This window comes from [Enterobacter] lignolyticus SCF1, from assembly GCF_000164865.1.
Classification (GTDB): domain Bacteria; phylum Pseudomonadota; class Gammaproteobacteria; order Enterobacterales; family Enterobacteriaceae; genus Enterobacter_B; species Enterobacter_B lignolyticus.
Genome location: NC_014618.1, coordinates 4,193,338 through 4,219,080, shown reverse-complemented (window position 1 = coordinate 4,219,080; position 25,743 = coordinate 4,193,338). Strand labels below are relative to the sequence as shown.

Below are 25,743 nucleotides of genomic sequence, written 5' to 3'. Positions count from 1 at the left end.
CTGCGGGGGAGAGGGGAAAACACACCGCCACCGTCAAGGAGTCACCATGCTTTCTGCACGTCATCTGCTTGTCGCTTCATTTTCTCTGCTCGCCACCGCCGCCTCGGCGCAAACGCAGTTTGCCTGGGTCGGCACCTATAATCCCAACGGCGAGGGGCTGTACCGTTTTACCGTCGATCCCGGCACCGGCGATTTACGCGATAAAACGCTGGTAAGCCAGCTGCCGAACGCCGCACAGCTCACCGTTTCCCATGACGGTAAGACGCTGTACGCCGCCAGCGAAGTGGAAAAGGGCGTCGTGCAGGCGTGGCGGATTGCGCCCAACGGTGAGCTGACCGCGCTGAACCAGGTTTCGTCGGGCGGCGCCGGGCCGGTCTATCTGTCGCTGACGCCGGGCGGCCGCCACCTGCTGGTGGCGAACTACGTCAGCGGCACCATTGCCGTGCTGCCGGTGAAAGAAGATGGTAGCCTGGGAGAGGCCAGCGACACGCGGCAGGACAGCGGTCCGGCGGGCGCCGGGAAGCCGGAGGCGGCGGTGGAGGGCAGCTTTGCCATCAGCGATCATAACGGACCGCATGCGCATATGATCGCCGCCGATCCGCAGGGGAAATTCGTGTTTTCGACGGATCTGGGGCTGGATCGGATCTATCAGTATCGTCTGGATGAGGCGACCGGCAGGCTGACGCCGAACGATCCGCCGTTTATCGCGGCGTCGTCAAAAGGCGCCGGGCCGCGTCATTTTGTCTTCACCCCGAAGGGCGATGGTCTATGGTTAATCAACGAAGAGGCGTCAACGCTGACCCACTACCGGCTTGATGTCGCGAAGGGTACGCTGACTGAGGGCAAAACCGTCTCTTCGCTGCCCAAAGAGTACAAAGGGACCAGCTTTGCCGCAGGACTGGCGCTGAGCCCGGATGGCAAACAGCTGTATGTCGCCAACCGTTTGCATAACAGCATTGCACACTTTACGGTATCTGCTGACGGGCAGCTGGTGCGTCAGGATGACGTCTGGACCCGCGGCGACTACCCGCGCACCCTGACGCTCGACAGCAAAGGCGGCTGGCTGTACGCCATGAACCAGCGCAGCGACAACATCACCCGTTTTCGGGTGGCGCCGCACACCGGCAAGCTGACCTTTGAGCCGGGCTATACGGCGGTAGGCAGTCCGTCACAAATGGTGATTTCACCGACCCCATAAGCTGTACGGCGGGCGCGCAGGCGCCCGTTCTGAAAGAGAGGAAAACGGTAGTGCGATTCCCGAATCAACGCCTGGCGCAATTGTTTGATATGTTGCAAAACGAAACCCTGCCGCAGGACGAGCTGGCGCAGCGGCTTTCCGTTTCCACGCGTACCGTTCGGGCCGATATTACGGCGCTTAATGCCCTGCTGGCGCAGCACGGCGCGCAGTTTATTCTCAGCCGCGGCAGCGGCTATCAGCTCCATATCGACGACCCTGCGCGCTATCAGTCGCTGCAGGATTCTCGCCCGCGTGCGCTGCGGGTGCCGCGTACCGCCAGCGAGCGGGTGCAGTATCTGATGGTGCGCTTTCTCACCTCCGCATTTTCCCTCAAGCTTGAAGATCTTGCCGACGAGTGGTTCGTCAGCCGCGCGACGCTGCAGGGCGATATGGCCGAAGTGCGCGAATGGCTGGCGCGCTATCAGCTGACGCTGGAAACCCGCCCGCGCCACGGCGTGAAGCTGTTCGGCAGCGAAATGTCGATTCGCGCCTGCCTGACGGATCTGCTCTGGCAGCTGGCGCAGCAGGACAGCCAGCATCCGCTGCTGACGCAGGAGGCGCTGAACGCCGGGGTGCCGGAAGAGCTGGAGCGCGCGCTGCAGGAGACGTTCAGCCGCTGGCATATCCGCCTGACCGACGAGGGCGAGCTGTTTGTCCGGCTGTACTGCGCGGTGGCGGTGCGGCGCATCAGCGAAGGCTATCCGCTGCCGGAATTTTCCGCCGATGACGTCGATGAGAGCGTGCTGCAGGCGGCGCGGGAGATTGCCGGCGTTATCCAGCAGCTGGCCGGGAAAACTCTGGCCGCCTCGGAAGAGAGCTGGCTGCGGGTGCATATTGCCGCCCGCCAGGTGCAGGATATCGCGCCAAGCCAGATCAACGCCGACGATGACGAAGCGCTGGTGAACTACATCCTGCAGTACATCAACAGCCACTATAACTACAACCTGCTTAGCGATGCGCAGCTGCATGCCGACCTGCTGACGCATATCAAAACCATGATCACCCGGGTGCGCTATCAGATAATGATCCCCAACCCGCTGCTCGAAAACATCAAACAGCACTACCCGATGGCCTGGGATATGACCCTCGCGGCAGTCTCCGGCTGGAGTAAGTACACCCCGTGGACCATCAGCGAAAACGAAATCGGCTTTCTGGTGCTGCACATCGGCGTTGGGCTGGAGCGGCACTACAACATCGGCTACCAGCGCCAGCCGCGGGTGCTGCTGGTGTGCGACGCCGGCAACGCCATGGCGCGGATGATTGAAGCGGTGCTGCAGCGCAAATATCCGCAGCTGGAGATGACCGGCGCCATTTCGCTGCGCGACTATGAGCAGCGTGAGACCATCAGCGAAGATTTTGTGGTTTCCACCGCGCGGGCGGCGGAAAAAGATAAGCCGGTAGTGGTGGTGTCGCCGTTTCCTACGGACTACCAGCTTGAGCAGATAGGCAAGCTGGTGCTGGTCGACAGAACCCGCCCGTGGATGCTGGAAAAGTACTTCGACGCCCGCCATTTCCGTATTATTGATACACCGATCGACCAGCACACGCTGTTCCGCGAGCTGTGCCAGCAGCTGCGCGAAGAGGGGTTTGTCGACGGCGATTTTGTCGATTCGGTGGTGGAGCGTGAGGCTATCGTCAGCACCATGCTGGGCGACGGCATCGCGCTGCCCCACGCCCTGGGGCTGCTGGCAAAGAAAACGGTGGTCTATACCGTGCTGGCCCCGCAGGGGATCGCCTGGGGCGATGAAACCGCCCACGTTATTTTCCTGCTGGCGATCAGCAAGAGCGAATATGAAGAGGCGATGGCCATCTACGATATCTTCGTCACCTTCCTGCGTGAGCGGGCGATGGCGCGGCTGTGCGCCTGCGGCGATTTTACCGAATTTAAAACGCTGGCAATGGAGTGCGTGAGCCGCTTCTGACTCAGCGCAGGTGATGGACGACCTGGTTGCTGCTGCCGCGCCAGATAAGCGCCGGGTCCTTAAGATCCTGCATGAACTTGCCGTCGACCAGCACGTTGATCAGGTTGACGACCGCCATCTGCGCATCGTTAAGCTCTTCAAGCCTGTAGCCGGTCCATACCCAGATGTCTTTCCCCGGGCACTCCGCGCGTACGCGCTGCGCCAGACGCAGAATGTCCGCCACGTTCTGCGGATGCAGCGGGTCGCCGCCGGACAGCGAAATTCCCTGGCGCTTAATGCGGGTGTCGTTCAGATCGGCGATGATGCGATCCTCCATCTCCTGGGTGAACGGCATACCGGAGTTCAGCCGCCAGGTGCTCTTGTTGTAGCAGCCGGGGCACTCGTGAACGCACCCGGAAACAAACAGGGTGCAGCGCGTGCCGGGGCCGTTGACAATATCAACCGGGTAGTACTGGTGGTAATTCATAACGTATAACCATGCCGGGTGGCGCTGCGCTTACCCGGCCTACAATAAGAGTGCGGTTGGTAGGCCCGGTAAGCGCAGCGCTACCCGGCATTAAAGCGGCAGAGGATTAATCGATCTGCCCGTTCCCCAGATGCTTCACGCGGCGCTTCACTTCTTCCTGCTTACCGGCGTTAAACGGACGCGCATCCGGGCTGCCCAGATACCCGCAAACGCGGCGGGTCACCGACACGCGGGAGGCGTCGTGGTTGCCGCATTTCGGACAGGTGAACCCCTTGCTGGTGCACTCGAATTCGCCGGTAAAGCCGCACTCATAGCACTCGTCGATAGGCGTATTGGTGCCGTAGTACGGCACGTGCTGGTAGCTGTAATCCCAGACGTCTTCCAGCGCTTTCAGGTTGTGCTGGATGTTCGGGTATTCGCCGTAGCAAATGAACCCGCCGTTCGCCAGCGGCGGATAAGGCGCTTCGAAGTCGATTTTATCGTACGGGTTCACCTTCTTCTCCACGTCGAGGTGGAAGCTGTTGGTGTAGTAGCCCTTATCCGTCACGCCGTCCACCAGGCCGAACTGCGCCGTATCGAGGCGGCAGAAGCGGTCGCACAGGTTTTCGCTCGGCGTGCTGTAGAGGCTAAAGCCATAGCCGGTTTCCGCTTTCCACTCGTCGACCGCGTCGCGCAGGCGCTGCACGATGGCGATGCCTTTCTCACGCAGCGCAGCGGTGTCGTAGACGTGCTGGTTGCCGAACAGCGCATTGATGGTTTCGTGGATGCCGATATAGCCCAGCGAAATCGACGCGCGGCCGTTTTTAAAGATTTCAGAGACGTCGTCGTCGGCCTTCAGCCGCACGCCGCAGGCGCCTTCCATATACAGGATCGGCGCGACGCGGGCCTTCACCCCTTCCAGACGGGCAATACGGGTCATCAGCGCCTTACGGGCAAGCTGCAGGCGTTCGTCCAGCAGCTTCCAGAAGGCCGCTTCGTTGCCGTGGGCCTCCAGCGCAATGCGCGGCAGGTTGAGGCTAATCACGCCGAGGTTGTTGCGGCCGTCGTGGATCTGCTCGCCGTTCTCTTCATACACGCCGAGGAAGCTGCGGCAGCCCATTGGGGTTTTAAACGAGCCGGTAACCTTAACCACCTGATCGTAGTTGAGAATATCCGGATACATGCGCTTGCTCGCGCACTCCAGCGCCAGCTGTTTGATGTCGTAGTTCGGATCGCCGAACTTGTGGTTCAGGCCGTCGCGAATGGCGAATACCAGCTTCGGGAAGACCGCCGTTTTGCGGTTTTTACCCAGCCCGGCGATGCGGTTGCGCAGAATCGACTGCTGGATCAAACGCGACTGCCAGCTGGTGCCGAGGCCAAAGCCGAAGGTGACGAACGGCGTCTGGCCGTTGGCGGTATGCAGGGTGTTTACCTCATACTCCAGCGACTGGAACGCGTCATAGCACTCTTTTTCCGTACGCGAGTGGGCGTAGCCTTCGGCATCCGGAATGCGCCACTCGTCGGCCACTCTGCGGTGCTTTTCAAAGCTGGCGGTCACGAACGGCGCCAGCACTTCGTCGATACGGTTAATGGTGGTGCCGCCATAAATGTGGCTTGCCACCTGGGCGATGATCTGCGCGGTGACGGCGGTGGCGGTAGAGATGGATTTCGGCGGTTCAATCTCCGCGTTGCCCATCTTAAAGCCCTGGGTCAGCATGCCCTTAAGGTCAATCAGCATGCAGTTGAACATCGGGAAGAAGGGCGAGTAGTCGAGATCGTGGTAGTGAATCTCTCCGCGCTCGTGGGCCTGCACCACGTCGTACGGCAGCAGGTGCTGGCGGGCGTAGTGTTTGGCGACGATACCGGCCAGCAGGTCGCGCTGGGTCGGGATCACTTTACTGTCTTTATTGGCGTTTTCGTTGAGCAGCGCCGAGTTGGTTTGCTCCACCAGGCCGCGAATTTCCTGGTTCAGGCGGCCGCGCTTTTCACGCTGAACATCGCGGTCGTGGCGATACTCGATATAGGCGCGGGCCAGCTGCTTGTACGGTCCGGACATCAGCTGGTTTTCGACGGCGGTCTGAATTTCGCTGATGTCGACCTGCTCGCGGCCCTGCATTTGTTGGCTAACGACTTCTGCGACGGTGGCGCAATAGTCTGCGTCATCGACTCCCGCTGCGCTTGCGGCTCGCAGGATAGCTTCCTGGATGCGCGCTGAGGTGAACGGCACTTTACAGCCATCGCGTTTCATCACATGCGGTGTCATGATCACTCCATATTAAAAGAACAGGTTATCCACAGAGGCGGGAGACGCGTCGCAGGCATGATTCAGCTTACCTGCCAGACACTTCCCCGATTCCGGCCCTTTTTATCCACATTCTCGCCCTGGCTTTTTTAGTCAGGTTCAGGTGAGAGAATAGACGATTAATACAAGATGTAGGGCCGGGATGCATTCTAAGTTCTATATATAGTGATTTGCATCAAAGATGTTTGCGATTTTTTTGATTCAGGACAAAGTAAAAACTGGACAGTACAGAGGACGGGCGATGTAGCCCAAAGAAAAATTCTATGCTCAAAAAGTGAGTGAAAAATCAACAAAATCAGCGCTCACTGTGCGGTTTTGGGGGGCTGAGTGAAGATAGTTGGCCCTTCATGCACGCCTGCAATGTGAGCTTTGCGGAATGTTGGCCCGCGCCAGTGAATCAGATGCGTTATTGTAAATGCAATACAGGGTGATGCTGGGCCCTGCACTTCAAATACTCTGCTCACCAGAGGTGTTTCACCCAGGGGATGTTTAAATTCAAATGTCTTAACCTGATCTTTAGGTAGTGCACTCATCTCGTGCTATTTACAATAGTTACTATCCGCGCAATAAGCCGACGGGATTTTCGACTGTCAACCATCTCAATACGACATAACTTAGTAATTCTGGAAATATCAGTTGAAAATAGGAAAAAATGCAAAAAAATTACTCAGTAAAATTATTTCATAGAGAAAATAATATACAGAAACGTAGTTTAGATGTGATGAATATCACTGTTTATTTAATGATTTATTTGTTTTTCATTGATCATGATTGGTGTTTTTGTTAATTTTTTGCGCCGAAGTAAAACGTTACCTCCCATCTTTTCCAGGTGACGACATTAGCCGCCTGTGATAATCATAGCGCCGGATTTATTATGCCGGATATCGGCTTCAGATTGGTCAGGAGCGTACACATTGAATCGTAATCTGTTCATCATCGCTATGCTTATGTTGATATCTCCCGGTGCGTTTTCTGCTGAGTATAGTAAGGTTATGCTTAAGAAAGGTGTTAATATGCTTGATGTGAATGGCGATGGATTAAAAGACATCGTTATTGATGCCATATTTGATAACAACACCTCGCATCCCAACCATACCATGACGATTTTCATTAAAAATAAGAATGGAGAATATAATATCATCCCCGTTCCCAATGATACGGGGTTCACCTGGTCTGATTTCAGCCTGTCTGCTTCAACGATCAAGATAACTAACTACCAGCTGTATAAAAAAAACAATGGTTATTTTGTCGTCAGCGCATACAAATTAGCGAGTAAGCAAAATGGTGATGATGTTACGGATGCGCTGCCGGTAAAATTTAGTCGTTATGATATAAAAATCAATGATCAAGATCCTGGCGTCTCCTTGTTCTATTGGGAACTCACCAGAGCATATGTGACTAAAGAACGATATAGCGACACGGATGAAGCTTTTAATCATATTAGTATCAGGACGCTGGAATGAAGCCCTGTTTTCTCGTCTGTTGCCTGCTGTTATCTTTCCTTAGCCACGGCGCTGACCGCGATAGTTATATAAAGTTGATTCAGCAAGCACTGGATCGACAACCATCGTTATGCCTGGGAGAAATTTTGTGGCCCGTTTCGATTACACAGAATGAGTCGGTGTGGGTTAATGCAAAAATGTGGGCATTGGTTGATGCAGGTTTGGTGAAAGTGACCCCTGATAAGAGAAGCTGGTCGCTTACTCGTGCAGGTCAGGAAGAATTTAAAAAGCATGGTGACTTCTGCTATGGCCGTATTCGCGTGAAAAAAATTGACAATATCGCTAACCATGGTCATGGCAATACGTCAGTAATTTTCTACTATGACATAGAAAATTTACCCTCCTGGGCAAAAGATAAATCGATCAGGGGGGCGTACACCGACCTGGATAATAGGGTCATGGGGATCGGGAATGCCAGGTATCAGGCGGATATTTTAACCAATGCAGACGGTTCAATGACAATCACTGGAGAGCCCTATCAGCTAGATCTGTTCTACTGAATGCGCGGGCCGTCGCCCCGGCAGATGTACCGCCGGGGGAACGCGCCTGATCAGTCCTGCAGCCACCATACCGCTTCAAACGGGCGCAGCGTCATCGCGCCCGGTTTGTCGGCGGCTTCCGGGTAGTTGCTTATTACCCTCTGCCAGTCGCCGTCGGCCTGCTCCGGCGTCCACGCCTGCTCCTCGCGGCTGAGGTTTGCCGCCACCAGCAGAGTTTGCCCCTGCCAGCGGCGGCGGTAGCACCACAGGGAAGGGTGCTGCGGCAGAAGATCCTGATAGTCTCCCCACGTCAGCACCGGCAGCGTTTTGCGCAGCCGAATCAGAGACTGATAGGTGTAGAACACCGAATCGGGGGAGCCGAGCGCCGCCTCGGCGTTGATCTGGCGGTAGTTATCGCAAAGGGCGATCCACGGCGTGCCGGTGGTAAAGCCGCCGTGCGCCGCATCGCTCCACTGCATCGGCGTGCGGCCGTTGTCGCGGGACTTGCTGGCGAGGATCGCCAGCAGCTCGTTGACATCGCATCCCTGGGCCACGCGCTCGGCGAACATATTGTGGCTCTCCACATCGCGGTAGTCGGTAATCTGGCGGAAGTGCGGGTTGGTCATACCGAGCTCTTCGCCCTGATAGATGTACGGCGTTCCCTGCATGCCGTGCAGCACCATCCCCAGCATTTTGGCGGCGACGACGCGGTATTCGCCCTCATCGCCGAAGCGCGACACGATGCGCGGCTGGTCGTGGTTACACCAGAACAGCGCGTTCCAGGCCACATTGTGCATACCCTGCTGCCAGTGGCTGAACAGCGCCTTCAGCGCGACGTAGTCCGGTTTGGCCCGCGTCCATTTCTCGCCGTTCGGGTAGTCCACCTTCAGGTGGTGAAAGTTAAAGGTCATCGACAGCTCACGGCCGTCGAGCGCGGCGTATTGCTGACAGTGCTCAAGCGTGGTGGAGGACATCTCGCCCACGGTCATCAGCTGGCGCGGCGTAAAGACGTCGCGGCTCATCTCCTGAAGAAACTCATGCACCCGCGGGCCGTCGGTATAAAAGCGGCGGCCGTCGCCCTCAAGATCGAACGGAAACGCCTGGTCCTTGGAAATCAGGTTCACCACGTCGAGGCGCAGCCCGTCCACGCCGCGATCGGCCCAAAACTCGCACACCTGCTTGAGCTCGGCGCGCACCGCCGGGTTTTCCCAGTTGAGATCGGCCTGCTCGGGGGCGAACAGGTGCAGGTAGTGCTGTTCGCTGTCGGCATGCCACTGCCAGGCGTTGCCGCCGAACTTGGCGCGCCAGTTATTCGGGTCATCGCGCCAGATATAGAACGCGCGGTGCGGGCTGTCCGGACGCTGCGCGTCGATAAACCACGGGTGCAGGGTCGACGTATGGTTAAACACCATGTCGAGCACGATGCGGATCCCGCGCGCTTTCGCCTGCGCCACCAGCTCGTCGAAATCCGCCAGCGTGCCGTAGGCCGGGTCGATGGCGGTGTAGTCGGCGACATCGTAGCCGTTGTCCACCTGCGGCGAGACGTAAAACGGCGTGAGCCAGATGGCATCAATGCCCAGGGTTTGCAGATAGTCGAGACGGGCGGTGACGCCGCGCAGGTCGCCGGTACCGCTGCCGGTCGTGTCCTGGAAACTCTTCGGGTAGATCTGGTAGATAACGCCGTTTTGCCACCAGTGGGGAAGGTTATTCATACGTTTTTCCTGATTTACAACAGAGGGGGCGCCGACGCGCCCCGACAACATTACACCATCTGCAGGGTGCCCTGGCGGAGCTTGCGCTGGTACACCAGCGCCGTCAGCACAATCGGCACCACTACGGCGATAACCATCGCCAGCGCATAGACCTGCCAGTAAGTCGGCTGGATAGAGAGGATGCCCGGCAGCCCGCCGACGCCGATGCCGTTGGCCATCACCCCGTTGAGGCCGCACAGCAGGCCCGCCAGCCCGGAGCCGACCATTGCGCACAGCATCGGGAAGCGGTATTTGAGGTTGATGCCGTACATCGCCGGTTCGGTCACGCCGAGGTAGGCGGAGATGGCCGCCGGAACGGAAATCTCGCGTTCGTTGTGCCTGCGGCTGCAGATAATAATGCCGACCACCGCGGACGCCTGGGCGATGTTGGACAGCGCAATCAGCGGCCACACCGGCGTTCCGCCCATGCTCTGGATCATCTGCATGTCGATGGCAAGCGTGGTCTGATGCACGCCGGTGATCACCAGCGGCGCATACAGGAAGCCGAATAGCGCGGCGCCAATCGGGGCGAAGCTGCCGGTCATCAGGTGGCGCACCGCGAACGCTACGCCGTCGCCGATCAGGCGGCCGAACGGGCCGATAAAGGCGTGGGCGAGGAACACGGCGAGGATCAGCGAGCAGACCGGCACCACCACCAGATAGAGATAGTCCGGCACGATACGCTTCAGGCGCGTTTCAATCACGCCGAGCGCCAGCCCCGCCAGCAGCGCCGGGATCACCTGCGCCTGATAGCCCACCTTCGCAATGCTGAACAGGCCGAAGTTCCACACTTCCGGCGCCTGCTGACCCAGCAGATAGGCGTTCATCAGCTGCGGCGACACCAGCGTCACCCCCAGCACGATGCCGAGGATCGGCGTGCCGCCCATTTTCTTCACCGCCGACCAGCAGATCCCGACTGGCAGGTAGAAGAAGATGGCTTCGCCGATAAGCCACAGAAAGTCATAGACGGTTTTCAGCGCCGGGTGCATCTGCGCCAGCGTCTGGCCGTTGCTCATCGGCAGGTCGCCGATAACGTTGCGAAAACCGAGGATTAAACCGCCGCTTATCAGCGCGGGCAGCAGCGGGAAGAAGATCTCGGCAAAGTGGGAAATCAGCCGCTCGTGCCATTTCATGTTCTGCCGCGCCGCGAGTTTGGCCTGCTCTTTGTCGGCGGAGGCCTGCCCGGTGGTGGCCAGCAGCGCTTTGTAGTAATCGTCGACCTCGGTGCCGATGACCACCTGGAACTGCCCGGCGTTGGTAAAGCAGCCCTTGACCATCGGCAGCGCTTCGATGGCTTTCGGGTTAGCGCTTGCCGGGTTATTCAGCACAAAGCGCAGGCGGGTGATGCAGTGGCTGACGGTGGCGATATTGTCGCGCCCGCCGACCAGTTCGATCAGTTTATCGATGTCCTGTTGTTTTACTTTGCTCATGATGAGGTCTCGTAGCAGAGGAGGTTATGACCTGCACAAAGGCTATCCTTTTCGCTTAAATTCGAAAATGGGAACGTTCCCGAAAATCGGCGGCGATCACAAATATTCGTCAATTTGCGATCGGTTCGGGTCAGGCGAGGGTCGCGGGGATCACTATCTGCTGCAGGTCGGATCGGCCGTTGATCTGGGCCACCAGCTGCTGCGCGGCCTGCTGCCCGGCCTTACCGTAGCCGGGATCGACGGTGATTATCTCCGGGTGCAGAAACTTCATCAGCGGGGTGCTGCCGACGCTCGCCAGCTGCAGGGCGTCGAGCCGCTGCTCCTGCAAATATTTGCTGGCGCCGAGGGCGAGGGTATCGGTGGCGCACACCAGCGCGGTGGTGTCGGGGCCGGTCACGGTGGCGACGGCGTCATAGCCCTGCTTCATCGCCAGGCCCGGCAGCGCGGCGACGGGGGTCAGCCGGTGCGTTTTGCAAAACGCCAGATAGGCTTCGTGACGGCGCTTGCCGGTGGTGACGTCGCTGTGCGGCACGCCAAGGAAGCTGATATGCCGGTGTCCCTGGTCATACAGGCGCTGCATCAGCATCTGGATAGCTCCTTCATCGTCATAGCATACCGAGGCGAAACCAGCGGCGTCGCGCGCCAGCATCACCAGCGTGGACTGCCACGGCGCCAGCAGCGTTTCGTTGACGCCGGTAAAGCCGAACAGCACCACCCCGTCGACGTTGCGGCGACGCAGCATACCGAGATGCTCTGCGACTTTCTCCGGCGAAAACTGGCTTTCCATCATGATGGGGTCATAGCCCTGCTCGTAGAACACCGGCAGCATGGTCTGTACCGCAAGATTTTCCGACAGCGAATCCAGGCGGGTGACGATAATCGCCACGACTTTATCGCTCTGGCCGCGCATGGCGCGGGCGGAGCGGGAAGGGGCGAAGCCGTGCTGGTTCATCACCGCCTCCACGCGCTCGCGGGTGCGGGCGCTGACGCCGCTTTCGTTATTCAGCACGCGGGAGACGGTGGATTTTCCTACGCCGCTTAAACGCGCAATGTCTTTAATGGTCAACCGGTTCTGCATCCTGGTATCCGTCATCCGCATGAAATGATCTTCGAGCCTAATGCTACTCAACGAAGACGCAATGGGCAAAATCTTGTATACGCACCGTTTAATTGCGTGGGCGCATAATACCGCCATAATTGCTTGTTTACCGTGCGGTTATCTGCATATATACTGCGCGGCGTTTATTTCTCTTACCGGAGGCTTCATGGATCCCGATCCCACTCCCCATCATCGATGGAGCATAACTTTTTCCCGGTAAGCCAGTCTTTATCACTGCCTTACCGGTTTTGCGTGAGGCAGTGACGTCGTTGATGTCCCTGCACAAAATACAATAATGACCTGACAGGTAGCGCGTAAGCCGTCTGTCGGGAAGTCTGTGCTTGTTTTCGCGAGCACGGAGGGATGTCCTATGCTGAAAAATATGACCCGGCAGCTGCTTGACCAGCTGAGCCGCCACCTGCCACGCCGCCTTGTCCAGCGCGACCCGATGCCGGACAGAAAAGTGCTTGCCGGCACGCCGATACCTGACACGCTCAGCAAGCAGTGTCTTGACGCTGCGGCGATGGATGAAAACGAAATCTGGCGCGCCTTCAACAGCCATCCTGAAGGGCTGAACGCGGCGGATGTCGAGGAAAACCGCACCCGTCACGGCGAAAACGTCATTCCGGCGCAGAAGCCGTCGCCGTGGTGGATCCACCTCTGGAGCTGCTATCGCAACCCGTTCAACCTGCTGCTGACGGTGCTGGGGATCATTTCCTATTCCACGGAAGACCTGTTCGCCGCGGGCGTGATTGCGCTGATGGTGGGCATTTCCACGCTGCTGAACTTTATTCAGGAGGCGCGCTCGACGAAAGCGGCGGACGCCCTGAAGGCGATGGTCAGCAACACCGCGACGGTGCTGCGCGTCATCAACGAGCAGGGGGAGAGCCGCTGGCTGGAGATCCCTATCGATCGGCTGGTGCAGGGCGATATCGTTAAGCTCTCCGCAGGCGACATGATCCCGGCGGATCTGCGCGTCTTCCAGGCCCGCGATCTGTTCGTCGCGCAGGCGTCGCTGACCGGCGAATCCCTGCCGGTGGAAAAAGTGGCCCGCAGCCGCGACCCGCAGCAGAGCAACCCGCTGGAAAGCGATACCCTGTGCTTTATGGGCACCAACGTGGTGAGCGGCTCGGCGCAGGCGATTGTCTTCGCCACCGGCGGCAACACCTGGTTTGGTCAGCTCGCTGGGCGCGTCAGCGAGCAGGAAAGCGAGCCCAACGCCTTCCAGAAAGGCATCAGCCGCGTCAGCATGCTGCTTATCCGCTTTATGCTGGTAATGGCGCCGGTCGTGCTGCTGATCAACGGCTACACCAAGGGCGACTGGTGGGAAGCGGCGCTGTTCGCGCTCTCCGTCGCCGTGGGCCTGACCCCGGAAATGCTGCCGATGATCGTCACCTCCACGCTGGCGCGCGGGGCGGTAAAACTGTCAAAACAAAAGGTTATCGTTAAACACCTCGACGCCATCCAGAACTTCGGCGCCATGGATATCCTGTGCACCGACAAAACCGGCACCCTGACGCAGGACAAAATCGTGCTGGAGAACCACACCGATGTCTCCGGGCGCACCAGCGATCGCGTGCTGCACAGCGCCTGGCTGAACAGCCACTACCAGACCGGGCTGAAAAACCTGCTGGATACCGCGGTGCTGGAAGGGGTCGATGAAGAGTCCGCCCGCGCGCTGTCCGAGCGCTGGCTGAAAATCGACGAGATCCCGTTTGACTTCGAACGCCGCCGGATGTCGGTGGTGGTGGCCGAGCAGGGCGACGTGCACCAGCTGATCTGCAAGGGCGCGCTGCAGGAGATCCTCAACGTATCGACGCAGGTGCGCTTCAACGGCGATATCGTGCCGCTGGATGACACCATGCTGCGCCGCATCCGCCGCGTCACCGATAACCTGAACCGTCAGGGGCTGCGCGTGGTGGCGGTGGCCACCCGGTACCTGCCGGGGCGCGAAGGGGACTATCAGCGCGCGGATGAATCTGACCTGATTCTCGAAGGTTATATCGCGTTCCTCGATCCGCCGAAAGAGACCACCGCGCCGGCGCTGAAAGCGCTGAAGGCCAGCGGCATCACCGTGAAAATCCTGACCGGCGACAGCGAGCTGGTGGCGGCGAAAGTGTGCCATGAAGTGGGCCTTGATGCCGGTGAGGTGGTGGTAGGCAGCAGCATCGACGCCCTCAGCGACGACGAGCTGGCGACGCTGGCGAAACGCACCACCCTGTTTGCGCGCCTTACGCCGATGCATAAGGAGCGCATCGTCACGCTGCTCAAACGCGAAGGGCACGTGGTCGGCTTTATGGGCGACGGCATTAACGACGCCCCGGCGCTGCGCGCCGCCGATATCGGCATCTCCGTGGACGGCGCGGTCGATATCGCCCGCGAAGCCGCCGATATCATTCTGCTGGAAAAAAGCCTGATGGTGCTGGAGGAAGGGGTTATCGAAGGCCGCCGGACCTTCGCCAACATGCTGAAGTACATCAAGATGACCGCCAGTTCGAACTTCGGCAACGTCTTCAGCGTGCTGGTGGCGAGCGCCTTTCTGCCGTTCCTGCCGATGCTGCCGTTGCACCTGTTGATTCAGAACCTGCTGTACGATGTATCCCAGGTGGCGATTCCGTTCGACAACGTCGATGACGAGCAGATCCAGAAGCCGCAGCGCTGGAACCCGACGGACCTCGGGCGCTTTATGGTGTTCTTCGGCCCGATTAGCTCGATTTTCGACATCCTGACTTTTTGCCTGATGTGGTGGGTGTTCCACGCCAACACCCCGGAAGTGCAGACGCTGTTCCAGTCCGGCTGGTTTATCGAAGGGCTGCTGTCGCAGACGCTGATTGTACATATGATCCGCACGCGGCGTATTCCGTTCCTGCAAAGCCGTGCCGCCTGGCCGCTGTTCGCCATGACCTTTGTGGTGATGGTGGTGGGGATCGCGCTGCCGTTCTCGCCGCTGGCGAGCTATCTGTCGCTGCAGGCGCTGCCGCTGAGCTATTTCCCGTGGCTGGTGCTGATTCTGGCGGGCTATATGATCCTGACCCAAACGGTAAAAGGCTTCTACAGCCGCCGCTACGGCTGGCAGTGACGTTTTGACCTCCCTCTCCGCTTCCGGAGAGGGAAATATCCCCATTTTCAGCAGGTTGTGACCCAGGTCGCCGCCCCGCGCTTGACGCTTTTCCTTGTGGCATGATACCTCAATGGTTTCGCCTTTTTTGGCCCGTCATCAAGGAAAACCCATGCTCAAAACAGTGCGTTACAGTTTACTGACGACCGGACTTTTGCTCAGTGGCTACACCCTCGCGTCTCCCGCCGGCGATCTGCCGCTGATGCCCTGGCCCGCGCAGGTGGAACGACCGGCGCAGGGCGCGCTGGCGATTGACAACCGGCTGACCATTCGCGTGACGGGCGATGATCTAGGCCCGGCCGTCGGCCGCTGGCGCGAGCGCATCGCCCGCCAGACGGGCTGGGTGCTGATGCCGCAGGCCGCAGGGGTAACATCGCCCACCATTGACATCGCCATTGCCCGCAGCGTGGCGGCCATCCCCCGTCCCGACAGCGATGAAAGCTATCGGCTGACGGTGAGCGCCAGCGGCGTGAAGCTCACCGCCAATACCCGCTTCGGCGCCCTGCGCGGCATGGAGACGCTGCTGCAGCTTATCCAGAACGGGCCGGAAAATACCGCCATCCCTTACGTCAGCATTACCGACGCGCCGCGCTTCCCGTGGCGCGGGCTGCTGCTCGACTCGGCGCGCCACTTTATGCCGCTGGAGGACATTAAGCGCCAGCTTGACGGCATGGCGGCGGCCAAGCTTAACGTCTTCCACTGGCATTTAACCGACGATCAGGGCTGGCGCTTTGCCTCAAACCGCTATCCCAAACTGCAGCAGCTGGCCAGCGACGGTCAGTTTTACACCCAGGCGCAGATGAAAGAGGTGGTGCGCTACGCGGCGGAGCGGGGCATTCGCGTGGTGCCGGAAATCGACATGCCGGGGCATGCGTCGGCCATTGCGGTGGCGTATCCGGAGCTGATGAGCGCGCCCGGGCCGTATGAGATGGAGCGTCACTGGGGCGTGCTCAAGCCGGTGCTCGACCCGACAAAAGAGGCGACCTATGCCTTTGCTGACGCCATTGTCGGCGAACTGGCGGCGATTTTTCCCGATGCTTATCTGCATATCGGCGGCGATGAGGTAGACGACACCCAGTGGAAGAATAACCCGGCAATCCAGCGCTTTATGCAGCAGAACGCGCTGGCGGACAGCCACGCCCTGCAGGCGTACTTCAACCGCCGGCTGGAGCGGATTCTGGAAAAATATCACCGCCAGATGGTCGGCTGGGATGAGATTTACCATCCCGACCTGCCGAAGAGCATTTTGATCCAGTCCTGGCAGGGGCAGGACGCGCTCGGCGAAGTGGCGAAAAACGGCTACAAAGGCATCCTGTCCACCGGTTTCTACCTCGACCAGCCGCAGTACGCCGCCTATCACTACCGCAATGACATCGTGCCGCAGGGGCTGAACGGCGTCGACACCCTCAGCGATGCCGACAGCGCGCAGAGCTGGTCGTTTAGTATGCCGCGGCTGAAAGGCAGCCCGGTTGAAGGCAGCTTCACCTTGGTAAAGGGCGAAGACGGCTGGCGCGGATTCATCGATTTTAAAGGCAAGTCCCGCCGCGCGGTGCAGAACATTGAGTGGCTGAGCGACGACCAGATGACCTTCAGCGTCGACACCTGGATGGGGGAAACCCGCCCGCTGCTGACGGTCAGCAATGACAGCATCAGCGGCTACTTCCTGATCGGCAACACCCGCTACCCGGCGAGCGGCAAGCGTCTTGAGGCGGTGCCCGCGGGGACGCCGCCGGTGGTGCCGGACGCCGAACAGCAGAAAAACCTGCTCGGCGGCGAAGCGGCGCTGTGGGCGGAAAATATCGTTGCTCCGGTGCTGGACATCCGGCTGTGGCCGCGCGCCTTTGCCGTGGCGGAGCGGCTGTGGTCGGCGCAGGATGTGCAAGATACCGACAATATGTACCAGCGGCTGCAGGCGGTTGACGGCTGGTCGACGGTATCGGTGGGGCTGCAGCAGCACACCCAGCAGCTGCAGCAGTTCGCCCGGCTTGCCAGCGGCAGCAGCACGCTGGCGCTGCAAATCCTCGCTCAGGCCGTGGAGCCTGCGCACTATTACACCCGTCAGCATCTCAAGTTCCAGGCGGGGAACTATCACCAGTTTGAGCCGCTGAACCGCTTTGCCGACGCGCTGCCGGCGGAGAGCATGACCGTACACAGTCTTAACCGCTGGGCGGAGCGCCTGGTCAGCGACGCCGAAGATACGGAAAGCGCGGACGCGCTGCGCCATGTGTTCACCCGCTGGCAGAGCAATACGCCGGACGCTCTGGCATTGGCCGGGGCGAACTATCAGCTGGCGGCGATAAAGCCGGTGGTGGCGCAGGTGGATAAGCTGGCGGCGCTGGGGCTGCGCTTAACCGATCTGGTGGCGCGTCAGGGGACGCTCGATGATAAAGAGTATGCGTCGATTCAGGCGCAGCTCGACGAGGCGGCCAAAACCCAGGATGAGGTGGTGATTGCGGCGGTGTATCCGCTGGAAACGCTGCTGCGGGCGACGCGAATTGAGTAACGCAGGGGCGCTATTTTTCCCCTCTCCTTCGCCGGAGAGGGGAGCGTAAATCAGCGACGAACCGCGATCGCTTCAATCTCAATCTTCACATCTTTCGGCAGACGCGCCACTTCCACGCAGGAGCGCGCCGGGAAGGTGGCCTTGTGCTCTGCGAAGAACGCTTCGTAGGTGGCGTTAACGGTCGCGAAGTCGTTCAGATCTTTCACGAAAACGGTCGTTTTTACGATATCGCCCACTTTCAGACCCGCGGATTCCACGATCGCTTTCACGTTTTCCAGCGACTGACGCGCCTGAGCGGCAACGTCTTCCGGCACGACGCCGGTCTGCGGGTTTACCGGGATCTGACCGGAAGTAATGACCATACTGCCAAGATCAACGCCCTGAACGTATGGGCCGATAGCTGCTGGTGCATTTTCCGTCGCGAGTACTTTAGACATGTTTTCTCCTGAAGTTCAGCAAATAAGAATGTTCCCGGCCATTATACACGTCATCCTTCACACTGCCTCTTCGTTGGCTGCATCCTCTTACCCCGGTCACATAGTTTTCTATGCTCCCGGGGATAATCGGATTTGCCGCCTCAATGCAGCGTGAATGATTTAGTGTCGTCAGGGAGCCGGGAATTCATTACCAACCTCAATTAGTTGGCCAGCACCACATAATGAGAAAACTCTTTCTCGCAGTATTTGCATTTGAGTGCGATGTCATTCTCGCGTTTTTTCACTGCAAAACTGGAAGATACCGGTTCAGCATGGCTGATGCAGTTGCTGTTCGGGCACACCAGCACGCTGTCGATATACGCAGGCAGGTTCGGACGCGATTTACCCACCACCTCATAGTTGTCGATACGGTTGACCGTCGCCTGCGGCGCGTACAGCGCCAGCTGGTTGACCTGCTCGTCGGTCAGGAAGGTATTCTCGATTTTAATCAGGTCTTTACGGCCCATCTCGCCGGACGGCAGGTTGAGGCCGATGGTGATGCGCTGGTCAGTTTCGGTCAGTTTGAACAGCGTCAGCAGCTTAAAGCCGACCTGCGCCGGAATGTGGTCGATGACGGTGCCGCGTTTGATGGCTTCTACCTGAAGTTTGTTATCGTGTGTCATTGTCTTTTCCCCTTACAGTGCCATGTCGCTGTTCAAAACCAGTGCCAGTAACGCCTGGCGGGCGAAGATGCCGTTACCGGCCTGCTGGAAGTACCAGGCGTGCGGCGTTTTATCGACATCGGGCGTAATTTCATCAATGCGCGGCAGCGGATGCAGCACCTTCATGTTGGCGCGGGCGCCCTCGAGGTCAGCCGCGCGCAGGACGAACTGGGCTTTGACGTTGGCGTACTCCGACGGGTCGAGACGCTCTTTCTGTACGCGGGTCATGTACAGAATGTCCACCTCTTCCATCACCTCCTCAATGGCGCCGTGCAGGCTCCACGCAATGCCTTTTTCATCCAGCATATCGAGGATGTACTGCGGCATCGCCAGCGCGTCCGGGGCGATAAAGTAGAAGCGGTTGCCGTTGAACTTGGCCAGCGCCTGGGTCAGGGAGTGGACGGTGCGGCCATACTTCAGGTCGCCGACCATCGCCACGCTCAGGTTTTCCAGACGTCCCTGGGTTTCCTGAATGGTGAACAGATCCAGCAGCGTCTGCGTGGGGTGCTGGTTCGCGCCGTCCCCGGCGTTCAGAACCGGAATACCGCCGGAGAACTCGGTCGCCAGGCGTGCCGCCCCTTCCTGCGGGTGGCGCATTACGATGGCATCGACATAGGTGCTGATGACCGAAATGGTGTCCGCCAGCGTTTCGCCTTTTTTGCCCAGCGAGGTGTTGGCACTGTCGGAGAAGCCCACTACGCTCGCGCCGAGGCGGTGCATGGAGGTTTCAAACGACAGGCGGGTGCGGGTAGAGGCTTCAAAGAAGCAGCTGGCAATGACCTTATGCTTGAGCAGCTCCGGCTGCGGGTGGGCTTTCAGCTTAGCCGCTGTCGCCAGCACCAGTTCAAGGTCTTCGCGGCTGAGATCGTTTATGGAAATGATATGTTTTTGATAAAGCGGATTAGCCATGTCTATCTCCTGACGCCTGGGCAAAAAAAAAGCCCCTTAAAAAGGGGCTTTGAGAATGGGTTTAGCAACGGAAAGAAAAACGGCTGGCCGGCGTCTTTTTTCAGACGCGGTAAGACAGAATGTCGTACACACTGGACCATGCTTCCTCCCGGCAAATTGTCGGGCATTATACGCAGCTCAATTTTCGGATCAAGCGATTAATGCACACTTTAGCAATAGCAAACGGTCATATCTGCATATTAATGCATCATAAGTAAATAATTAATTTGCTTGTGAATGAGGGCGGTGCGCTTCACGTCGCGCGGCGCGACCCAGACGATACTGCTGGCCGCCACCACGCCGAGAATTTCCGGCAGAGCGTGATAGTCCAGAATGCGCGCGACCGCGCGCCCGTATCCCGCCGCGGTGTGGATAAGGATAAATTCGTCGTTATGCTCAACGCTGACCACCATTTCTGCAATCGATCGCGCGGCGCTGGGAGCAGGGCGCAGCTGAGGATTCACGGAATAAATTTTTTGTCCTTTGGCATTTCTAATTTTTATGACGCCGAGCAGCTTCAGCAGCCTGGAGACGGTGGACTGGCTAATGCTGTCAAAACCGTGACGCCGGAGATCGTGACGGAGCTCCTCTTGTGACAGGTAGCTGCGCTCGTTAACCAGTCGCTGGCAAACCGCGAGCTGGAGCTGTTCTTTTTCCGAAGTGGAAAGGTCGATTTTCATCATGTCGTTCCTGATTGATAAACAGTGTGTCAGACTATCAATCATCTTACTGACTGATTTTATTAGTAATTAAGGAAACAGCAGCAAAACGCCTCCGCAGAGGCGCGTTGCGCGTCAGGTCAGCGAAATCGCCCCTTGCGAAAGCAGGATCGCCGTGTAGAGGGCGACCGCCGCGAGGGCAACCAGCACCACCCACTCGATACGGTTAAAGCAGCGCTGCCGGTTGATCCGTTTTTTGGCGATGTAAATCACCGCGCCGGGAACGAACAGCAGCGAGCTCAGCAGCATCGAACTGCCCGCGGCATAGCACAGCCAGAAGCCATACACCGTGGCGATAAGCGCAACGATGAGGTCTTTGCTGCGGCTTTCGCCGTCCTGATAGCGCTCTTTGGTCCACACCAGCTTCAGGCCGTAGGCGGCGCTGAACAGGTAGGGCGGCAGAATGGCGGCGGTGGCGATGGAGAACAGCGCCTGGTAGCCCGCGGAGTAAAACAGCGTCAGCAGTAAAAAGATCTGCACCAGCCCGTTGGTTATCCACAGCGCCACCGACGGCGAGTTGCGCGCATTCTCCCGGGCGAAGATTTCCGGGAAAACGCCGTCCTGGGCGGCGACTTTCGGCAGCTCGGCGGCGAACAGCGTCCAGGCGAGCAGCGCCCCGGCCACCGACAGTACCACGCCGCCAGCGACGAACTTCGCGCCCCACGGGCCGACCACGCTTTCCAGTACGCCCGCCATCGACGGGTTTTTCAGCCCGGCCAGCGAGGCCTGGTCGAGAATGCCCATCGACAGCACGCTGACCAGCACGTAGATAGCCAGTGCCCCCAGCAGCCCGGTGACCGTGGCTTTACCGATATCGCTGCGCTTCGCCGCGCGCGCTGACACCACGGTCGCGCCCTCAATGCCGATGAACACCCAGGTGGTGACCAGCATGGTGTTCTTCACCTGGTTGAACAGGTCCGGATGGCTGCCGTCCACCTGCATCATCCGTCCCCAGAAGTCGGCGCTTAGCACGCCAAGACGAAAGGCGATCAGCACCGCGATGATGAAGATAATCAGCACCAGCACCTTGATGATGGTCAGAATGGTGTTGATCCACGCCGCTTCACGCACGCCGCGCAGCACTAGGGTATGCACCAGCCACAGCACCACCGAAGCGCCGATAATTGACGCCAGGTTGTTGCCGTCGCCGAACACCGGCATGAAAAAGCTGATGGCGCTGAACAGCAGCACCGCATACGAAACGTTGCCAAGCCACGCGGAGAACCAGTACCCCCACGCGGACTGAAAACCGATAAAGTCGCCGAACCCGGCGCGGGCGTAGCTGTAGATCCCGCCATCCAGCTCCGGGCAGCGGGCGCTGAGGTTTTGATAGATAAAGGCCAGACACAGCATGCCGATGCCGGTAATGACCCAGCCGACGATCAGCGCGCCGGGCGAGGCCACTGAGGCAAAGTTTTGCGGCAGGCTGAACACCCCGCCGCCGATCATCGAGCCGACCACCAGCGCCACCAGCGCGCTAAGCCCAAGTTTTTTTTCACTGCTTTCGGCTGCGGCATCCGCATCGCCGTGAGTTACATCCGCCATGATTATTCTCCTGTCCTCATTGGGTCAGAAGGAGGGCGCAGCCGACGCCGCGCCCAGCTCCGGGGTTAGTCGCCGAGGGTCGCCACCATGACCGCCTTAATGGTGTGCATACGGTTTTCCGCCTCGTCGAAGACGATGGCGTGCGCCGACTCGAACACCTCTTCGGTAACTTCCAGCCCTTGCAGGCCGTACGCCGCTTCGATTTCACGCCCGACGGCGGTGTCCGCGTTATGGAAGGCCGGGAGGCAGTGCATGAACTTGACGTTCGGATTGCCGGTGGCGTCGATCGTGCGCTGGTTTATCTGATACGGGGTCATCAGGCTGACGCGTTCGGCCCAGGCCTCCTTCGGCTCGCCCATCGAGACCCAGACGTCGGTGTAGAGGAAATCCACGCCGTGCACGCCCTCTTCAACGCTGTCGGTCAGCAGGATGCGCGCGCCGGTCTCTTCGCCGATGGCAAGGCACTGTTTCACCAGCGCGTCATCCGGCCAGAACGATTTTGGCGCGACCAGACGGATGTCCATCCCCATCTTGGCGGCGCCGACCATCAGCGAGTTGCCCATGTTGTTGCGCGCATCGCCGAGGTAGGCAAAGCTGAGCTGCGGCAGGGTTTTGCCCGGTGCGTGCTCCAGCATGGTCATCAGGTCGGCCAGGATTTGCGTCGGGTGGAATTCGTCGGTCAGCCCGTTCCACACCGGTACGCCCGCGTATTTGCCCAGCTCCTCGACAATCTGCTGGCCGTAGCCGCGATACTCGATGCCGTCATACATGCGGCCGAGCACGCGAGCGGTGTCCTTCATTGACTCCTTATGCCCTATCTGCGAGCCGCTTGGGCCGAGATAGGTCACCTGCGCGCCCTGATCGAAGGCGCCGACCTCGAAGGCGCAGCGGGTGCGGGTGGAGGTTTTTTCGAAGATCAGGGCGATGTTTTTGCCCTTCATGGTCTGTTTTTCCCGCCCGGCCCGCTTGGCGGCCTTCAGCTCCATCGCCAGATCGATCAGGTACTGGATTTCCGCCGGGGTATAGTCGAGCAGCTTCAAAAAGCTGCGGTTTTTCAGGTTAATGGTCATGGGTAAATCCTTTTTAAAATGAGGGGGAGAAAATTACTGGCGAATCAGGGTTCCTTTGTCGCCCGCCAGAATGGCGGCGCCATCGGCCAGCGCGCCGATGCCGGCGATGCCGTTGCAGCGTTCGACGAAGCGGCTGCAGGCGGCGACTTTCGGCCCCATCGACCCCGCGTCAAACCGCATGCCGTTGAGCTGCTCCGGGCTTATCTGCGCCAGCGGGCGCTGCGACGGCGTGCCCCAGTCGAGGTACACGGCGTCGGCGTCGGTGAGGATCAGCAGCGCATCGGCCTCGATCTGCTGGGCCAGCAGCGCCGCGGAGAGGTCCTTATCGATCACCGCCTCAATGCCGTGGTAGCCGTCGGCCTTCTCGACGACCGGCACGCCGCCGCCGCCGTTGCAGATAACCAGGTGATCGCGGGCGATAAGCGCGCTTATCGCGTCGCGCTCGACGATGCGCTGGGGCTGCGGCGAAGGCACCACGCGGCGGAACCACAGGCCGTCGGCTTTAAAGGTCCAGCCTTTCTCCGCGCTCAGCGCCTCGGCCTGCGCCTGCTCGTAGACCGGGCCGATGTACTTGGTCGGGTGCCGGAAGGCCGGGTCCGACGGGCAGACCTCGACCTGGGTCAGCAGCACGCTGACCTCGCGCTGCGGCAGGTGGTTTTTCAGCGCCTGCTGCAGCATGTAGCCGATCATTCCCTGGCTTTCGGCGCCGAGGATGTCGAGCGGGTAGGGCGTCACCTTGTCGTAGGCGCTGTTTTGTAGCGCCAGCAGGCCGACCTGCGGCCCGTTGCCGTGCACCAGCACCACGCGCCACTGTTCGGTGAGCCCGGCGATGGTTTTGGCCGCCAGTTCGATGTTTTTGCGCTGGATCTCCGCTTCCAGCGGTTCGCCGCGTTTGAGCAGCGCGTTGCCGCCGAGGGCGACGACCAGAGTGGGTTTAGTCATGGTCATCCTCCTTAAATTCCGTCGCGTTCCAGCGGGCAGCTCATGCAGCGCGCGCCGCCGCGCCCGCGTCCCAGCTCGTCGCCCGGAATGGGCAGCACGGTGATCCCGGCTTTGTCGTACTTCTCGTTGGTCCAGATGTTGCGCTCGTAGCCCACCACGACGCCCGGGCGCAGGGTCAGCACGTTGTTGGCGTCGTTCCACTGCTCGCGTTCGGCTTCAAAGGCGTCGCCGCCGGTGGTGATGAGGCGGACCTGATCGATGCCCAGCGCTTTCTCAATGGCGTGCAGCAGGGTGCTTTCCTGAGTGCGCTTGATGCCGCCGCGGCCGTCCGGAGTCAGCGTCCAGCACTGGGCGTCCTGGCGCACCACTTCCGGGTACACCGAGAAGATGTCGATATCGATGTGGGTCATCACGGTGTCGAGGTGCATGCAGGAGCGGTGTTTCGGCAGCTCAATGGCGATCACCCGTTCGGCCTGGCGGTGTTTGAATAGCGAGGCGGCGAGGAATTCCACCCCCTGCGGCGTGGTGCGTTCCGACATACCGATTAATACCGCGCCGCGGCCAATGACCAGCACGTCGCCACCTTCCAGAGTGGCGTGGTCATAATTAATATTGTCGTCGCCGAAATATTTAATAAATTCTCCATCGGCAAATTTAGGATGCCAGCGATAAATCGCCCGCAGGTTATTTGTTTCACGCTGGCGGGCCGGTTTGGCCATCGGGTTAATCGATACGCCGTTATAAATCCAGCAGGAGGTATCACGGGTAAATAAATGGTTGGGTAATGGCTTCATAATAAAGTCATTCACGTCGTGGGTATCGACAACCATATTTTGAATCGAGGCCGGGATTTCGCCATAGGTGACGCCGCCGGTTAAATGGCGCGCCAGTTCGCGGTGGGAAAGGTCGGCCAGCCAGCCGCGTACGTCAGAGGCGAAGGTCGGCCCCAGACGGTAGTCGGAGACCTGGGTATCCAGCAGCCATCCCTTGGCATCCGCAATGTCCAGCGTTTCGGTTAACAGGTCGGTCAACAGCAATACCTCAATGCCCTGCTGGCGTAACGTGTTCGCGAAAACGTCGTGTTCCTCACCGGCGCGTTCGACCGAAAGCACGTCGTCAAAGAGCAGTTCCTGGCAATTTGAAGGCGTCAGTCTTTTTAAACTTAAATTAGGGCGATGCAGCATTACGCTACGTAATTGGCCGATTTCAGAACCGACATAATGCTTATCCATAATTATTCCCTTAACGTTTTTTCAGAATAAAAAGGGTGGCTGCGAATACTTATTCGTAGTCGTGGTGAGTAATGAATTTCGGATGCAATAGTCGAGTCTTTTAGCGCTGGATAATGTGAGGGTGGTCACGGGAAATCAGGATTTAAAAATCAACTTTAATTTATATGAGCGAGGTCAGAGAATATTAATTTAATGCCTGGTGCCAAATGAATGCATAAGCATTAATGCAGGATGTTATTCCTGGTTGTTAATGCTTTGTGGCGGCCGTTAAATATTTTAAATTTACTAACATATTGATTTTTATTAAATAATATTTACTCCATGCATGGTTATGCAGAGACGTGATTTATTTATTTTAAGG

22 protein-coding genes are annotated in these 25,743 nt (G+C 59.0%); 8 read left to right on the top strand and 14 right to left on the bottom strand.

Features of this window, described 5'->3' with window-relative positions:
- Positions 1 to 46 precede the first annotated feature (46 nt).
- Together ENTCL_RS19560 and ENTCL_RS19555 are read left to right on the top strand one after the other, a co-directional pair.
- The gene (locus ENTCL_RS19560; protein WP_013367880.1) at positions 47 to 1,198 is read left to right on the top strand and encodes a lactonase family protein; all 1,152 of its coding nucleotides are present in this window, start codon (positions 47 to 49) and stop codon (positions 1,196 to 1,198) included.
- Between the two features lie 50 nt (positions 1,199 to 1,248).
- Positions 1,249 to 3,159 (top strand): BglG family transcription antiterminator, encoded by a 1,911-nt coding sequence (locus ENTCL_RS19555; RefSeq protein ID WP_013367879.1) that lies wholly within the window; start codon positions 1,249 to 1,251, stop codon positions 3,157 to 3,159.
- 1 nt (position 3,160) lies between these two features.
- On the opposite strand, the gene nrdG is transcribed toward ENTCL_RS19555, so the two are convergent.
- Positions 3,161 to 3,625: an anaerobic ribonucleoside-triphosphate reductase-activating protein gene (gene nrdG, locus ENTCL_RS19550; RefSeq protein WP_013367878.1), complete on the bottom strand. Its 465-nt coding sequence runs from the start codon at positions 3,623 to 3,625 to the stop codon at positions 3,161 to 3,163.
- 106 nt (positions 3,626 to 3,731) lie between these two features.
- Positions 3,732 to 5,867 (bottom strand): anaerobic ribonucleoside-triphosphate reductase, encoded by a 2,136-nt coding sequence (nrdD, locus tag ENTCL_RS19545; RefSeq protein WP_013367877.1) that lies wholly within the window; start codon positions 5,865 to 5,867, stop codon positions 3,732 to 3,734.
- Positions 5,868 to 6,820: 953 nt separating this feature from the next.
- On the opposite strand from nrdD, the gene ENTCL_RS19540 reads away from it, so the two are divergent.
- Together ENTCL_RS19540 and ENTCL_RS19535 are read left to right on the top strand one after the other, a co-directional pair.
- Positions 6,821 to 7,369, top strand: coding sequence for a carbapenem self-resistance protein CarG family protein (locus ENTCL_RS19540; protein ID WP_013367876.1), 549 nt, complete (start codon positions 6,821 to 6,823; stop codon positions 7,367 to 7,369).
- Positions 7,366 to 7,908, top strand: coding sequence for a hypothetical protein (locus ENTCL_RS19535; protein ID WP_013367875.1), 543 nt, complete (start codon positions 7,366 to 7,368; stop codon positions 7,906 to 7,908). The genes ENTCL_RS19540 and ENTCL_RS19535 overlap by 4 nt, the downstream gene beginning before the upstream one ends.
- A gap of 50 nt (positions 7,909 to 7,958) precedes the next feature.
- Here ENTCL_RS19535 and treC read toward each other — a convergent pair whose 3' ends face one another.
- The 3 genes from treC to treR form a co-directional block, all read right to left on the bottom strand.
- Positions 7,959 to 9,599 carry an alpha,alpha-phosphotrehalase gene (treC, locus tag ENTCL_RS19530; RefSeq protein WP_013367874.1) on the bottom strand — a complete coding sequence of 547 codons (1,641 nt, stop codon included), beginning with the start codon at positions 9,597 to 9,599 and terminating at the stop codon, positions 7,959 to 7,961.
- Positions 9,600 to 9,649: 50 nt separating this feature from the next.
- On the bottom strand, positions 9,650 to 11,068 hold the full coding sequence (gene treB / locus ENTCL_RS19525; RefSeq protein WP_013367873.1) for a PTS trehalose transporter subunit IIBC: 1,419 nt from the start codon (positions 11,066 to 11,068) through the stop codon (positions 9,650 to 9,652).
- A 130-nt stretch (positions 11,069 to 11,198) separates the two neighbouring features.
- Complete coding sequence (gene treR / locus ENTCL_RS19520; protein WP_013367872.1) at positions 11,199 to 12,146, bottom strand: trehalose operon repressor TreR; 948 nt, start codon at positions 12,144 to 12,146, stop codon at positions 11,199 to 11,201.
- A 40-nt stretch (positions 12,147 to 12,186) separates the two neighbouring features.
- Here treR and mgtL point away from each other — a divergent pair, with 40 nt between their 5' ends.
- The 3 genes from mgtL (at position 12,187) to ENTCL_RS19510 (ending at position 17,788) form a co-directional block, all read left to right on the top strand.
- Positions 12,187 to 12,387 (top strand): mgtA regulatory leader peptide MgtL, encoded by a 201-nt coding sequence (gene mgtL, locus ENTCL_RS24195; protein ID WP_013367871.1) that lies wholly within the window; start codon positions 12,187 to 12,189, stop codon positions 12,385 to 12,387.
- 150 nt (positions 12,388 to 12,537) lie between these two features.
- Positions 12,538 to 15,246 carry a magnesium-translocating P-type ATPase gene (mgtA, locus tag ENTCL_RS19515; RefSeq protein WP_013367870.1) on the top strand — a complete coding sequence of 903 codons (2,709 nt, stop codon included), beginning with the start codon at positions 12,538 to 12,540 and terminating at the stop codon, positions 15,244 to 15,246.
- 151 nt (positions 15,247 to 15,397) lie between these two features.
- A complete protein-coding gene (locus ENTCL_RS19510) occupies positions 15,398 to 17,788 on the top strand; it encodes a beta-N-acetylhexosaminidase (protein WP_013367869.1) in 2,391 nt (796 codons plus the stop codon).
- Positions 17,789 to 17,838: 50 nt separating this feature from the next.
- On the opposite strand, the gene ridA is transcribed toward ENTCL_RS19510, so the two are convergent.
- From ridA to pyrL, 4 genes are all read right to left on the bottom strand, one after another.
- On the bottom strand, positions 17,839 to 18,225 hold the full coding sequence (gene ridA / locus ENTCL_RS19505) for a 2-iminobutanoate/2-iminopropanoate deaminase (RefSeq protein ID WP_013367868.1): 387 nt from the start codon (positions 18,223 to 18,225) through the stop codon (positions 17,839 to 17,841).
- 200 nt (positions 18,226 to 18,425) lie between these two features.
- Positions 18,426 to 18,887: an aspartate carbamoyltransferase regulatory subunit gene (gene pyrI, locus ENTCL_RS19500; RefSeq protein ID WP_013367867.1), complete on the bottom strand. Its 462-nt coding sequence runs from the start codon at positions 18,885 to 18,887 to the stop codon at positions 18,426 to 18,428.
- A 12-nt stretch (positions 18,888 to 18,899) separates the two neighbouring features.
- Positions 18,900 to 19,835 carry an aspartate carbamoyltransferase gene (pyrB, locus tag ENTCL_RS19495; RefSeq protein ID WP_013367866.1) on the bottom strand — a complete coding sequence of 312 codons (936 nt, stop codon included), beginning with the start codon at positions 19,833 to 19,835 and terminating at the stop codon, positions 18,900 to 18,902.
- A gap of 2 nt (positions 19,836 to 19,837) precedes the next feature.
- The gene (gene pyrL, locus ENTCL_RS23255; RefSeq protein WP_071841424.1) at positions 19,838 to 19,975 is read right to left on the bottom strand and encodes a pyr operon leader peptide; all 138 of its coding nucleotides are present in this window, start codon (positions 19,973 to 19,975) and stop codon (positions 19,838 to 19,840) included.
- Between pyrL and ENTCL_RS23985 the strand changes: the two genes are divergently transcribed.
- Positions 19,955 to 20,092 carry a hypothetical protein gene (locus ENTCL_RS23985; RefSeq protein WP_237325100.1) on the top strand — a complete coding sequence of 46 codons (138 nt, stop codon included), beginning with the start codon at positions 19,955 to 19,957 and terminating at the stop codon, positions 20,090 to 20,092. The genes pyrL and ENTCL_RS23985 overlap by 21 nt on opposite strands.
- Here ENTCL_RS23985 and ENTCL_RS19490 read toward each other — a convergent pair.
- The 5 genes from ENTCL_RS19490 to arcA form a co-directional block, all read right to left on the bottom strand.
- A complete protein-coding gene (locus tag ENTCL_RS19490) occupies positions 20,075 to 20,554 on the bottom strand; it encodes an arginine repressor (protein WP_125452069.1) in 480 nt (159 codons plus the stop codon). The two genes, ENTCL_RS23985 and ENTCL_RS19490, sit on opposite strands and share 18 nt — an antisense overlap.
- A 114-nt stretch (positions 20,555 to 20,668) precedes the next feature.
- Positions 20,669 to 22,138: an arginine-ornithine antiporter gene (arcD, locus tag ENTCL_RS19485; protein ID WP_013367863.1), complete on the bottom strand. Its 1,470-nt coding sequence runs from the start codon at positions 22,136 to 22,138 to the stop codon at positions 20,669 to 20,671.
- A gap of 65 nt (positions 22,139 to 22,203) precedes the next feature.
- Complete coding sequence (gene argF, locus ENTCL_RS19480) at positions 22,204 to 23,208, bottom strand: ornithine carbamoyltransferase (protein ID WP_013367862.1); 1,005 nt, start codon at positions 23,206 to 23,208, stop codon at positions 22,204 to 22,206.
- Positions 23,209 to 23,241: 33 nt separating this feature from the next.
- Positions 23,242 to 24,150 carry a carbamate kinase gene (arcC, locus tag ENTCL_RS19475; RefSeq protein ID WP_013367861.1) on the bottom strand — a complete coding sequence of 303 codons (909 nt, stop codon included), beginning with the start codon at positions 24,148 to 24,150 and terminating at the stop codon, positions 23,242 to 23,244.
- Positions 24,151 to 24,161: 11 nt separating this feature from the next.
- The gene (gene arcA / locus ENTCL_RS19470; RefSeq protein WP_013367860.1) at positions 24,162 to 25,382 is read right to left on the bottom strand and encodes an arginine deiminase; all 1,221 of its coding nucleotides are present in this window, start codon (positions 25,380 to 25,382) and stop codon (positions 24,162 to 24,164) included.
- Positions 25,383 to 25,743: the final 361 nt, after the last annotated feature.

Coding starts and splice junctions, on each gene's coding strand:
- ENTCL_RS19560 (WP_013367880.1), top strand. CDS start 47: ATGCTTTCTGCACGTCATCTGCTTGTCGCTTCATTTTCTCTGCTCGCC.
- nrdG (WP_013367878.1), bottom strand. CDS start 3,625: ATGAATTACCACCAGTACTACCCGGTTGATATTGTCAACGGCCCCGGC.
- nrdD (WP_013367877.1), bottom strand. CDS start 5,867: ATGACACCGCATGTGATGAAACGCGATGGCTGTAAAGTGCCGTTCACC.
- ENTCL_RS19535 (WP_013367875.1), top strand. CDS start 7,366: ATGAAGCCCTGTTTTCTCGTCTGTTGCCTGCTGTTATCTTTCCTTAGC.
- treC (WP_013367874.1), bottom strand. CDS start 9,599: ATGAATAACCTTCCCCACTGGTGGCAAAACGGCGTTATCTACCAGATC.
- treB (WP_013367873.1), bottom strand. CDS start 11,068: ATGAGCAAAGTAAAACAACAGGACATCGATAAACTGATCGAACTGGTC.
- treR (WP_013367872.1), bottom strand. CDS start 12,146: ATGCAGAACCGGTTGACCATTAAAGACATTGCGCGTTTAAGCGGCGTA.
- mgtL (WP_013367871.1), top strand. CDS start 12,187: ATGCTACTCAACGAAGACGCAATGGGCAAAATCTTGTATACGCACCGT.
- mgtA (WP_013367870.1), top strand. CDS start 12,538: ATGCTGAAAAATATGACCCGGCAGCTGCTTGACCAGCTGAGCCGCCAC.
- ENTCL_RS19510 (WP_013367869.1), top strand. CDS start 15,398: ATGCTCAAAACAGTGCGTTACAGTTTACTGACGACCGGACTTTTGCTC.
- ridA (WP_013367868.1), bottom strand. CDS start 18,225: ATGTCTAAAGTACTCGCGACGGAAAATGCACCAGCAGCTATCGGCCCA.
- pyrI (WP_013367867.1), bottom strand. CDS start 18,887: ATGACACACGATAACAAACTTCAGGTAGAAGCCATCAAACGCGGCACC.
- pyrB (WP_013367866.1), bottom strand. CDS start 19,835: ATGGCTAATCCGCTTTATCAAAAACATATCATTTCCATAAACGATCTC.
- ENTCL_RS23985 (WP_237325100.1), top strand. CDS start 19,955: ATGTCGTACACACTGGACCATGCTTCCTCCCGGCAAATTGTCGGGCAT.
- pyrL (WP_071841424.1), bottom strand. CDS start 19,975: ATGGTCCAGTGTGTACGACATTCTGTCTTACCGCGTCTGAAAAAAGAC.
- ENTCL_RS19490 (WP_125452069.1), bottom strand. CDS start 20,554: ATGAAAATCGACCTTTCCACTTCGGAAAAAGAACAGCTCCAGCTCGCG.
- arcD (WP_013367863.1), bottom strand. CDS start 22,138: ATGGCGGATGTAACTCACGGCGATGCGGATGCCGCAGCCGAAAGCAGT.
- argF (WP_013367862.1), bottom strand. CDS start 23,208: ATGACCATTAACCTGAAAAACCGCAGCTTTTTGAAGCTGCTCGACTAT.
- arcC (WP_013367861.1), bottom strand. CDS start 24,150: ATGACTAAACCCACTCTGGTCGTCGCCCTCGGCGGCAACGCGCTGCTC.
- arcA (WP_013367860.1), bottom strand. CDS start 25,382: ATGGATAAGCATTATGTCGGTTCTGAAATCGGCCAATTACGTAGCGTA.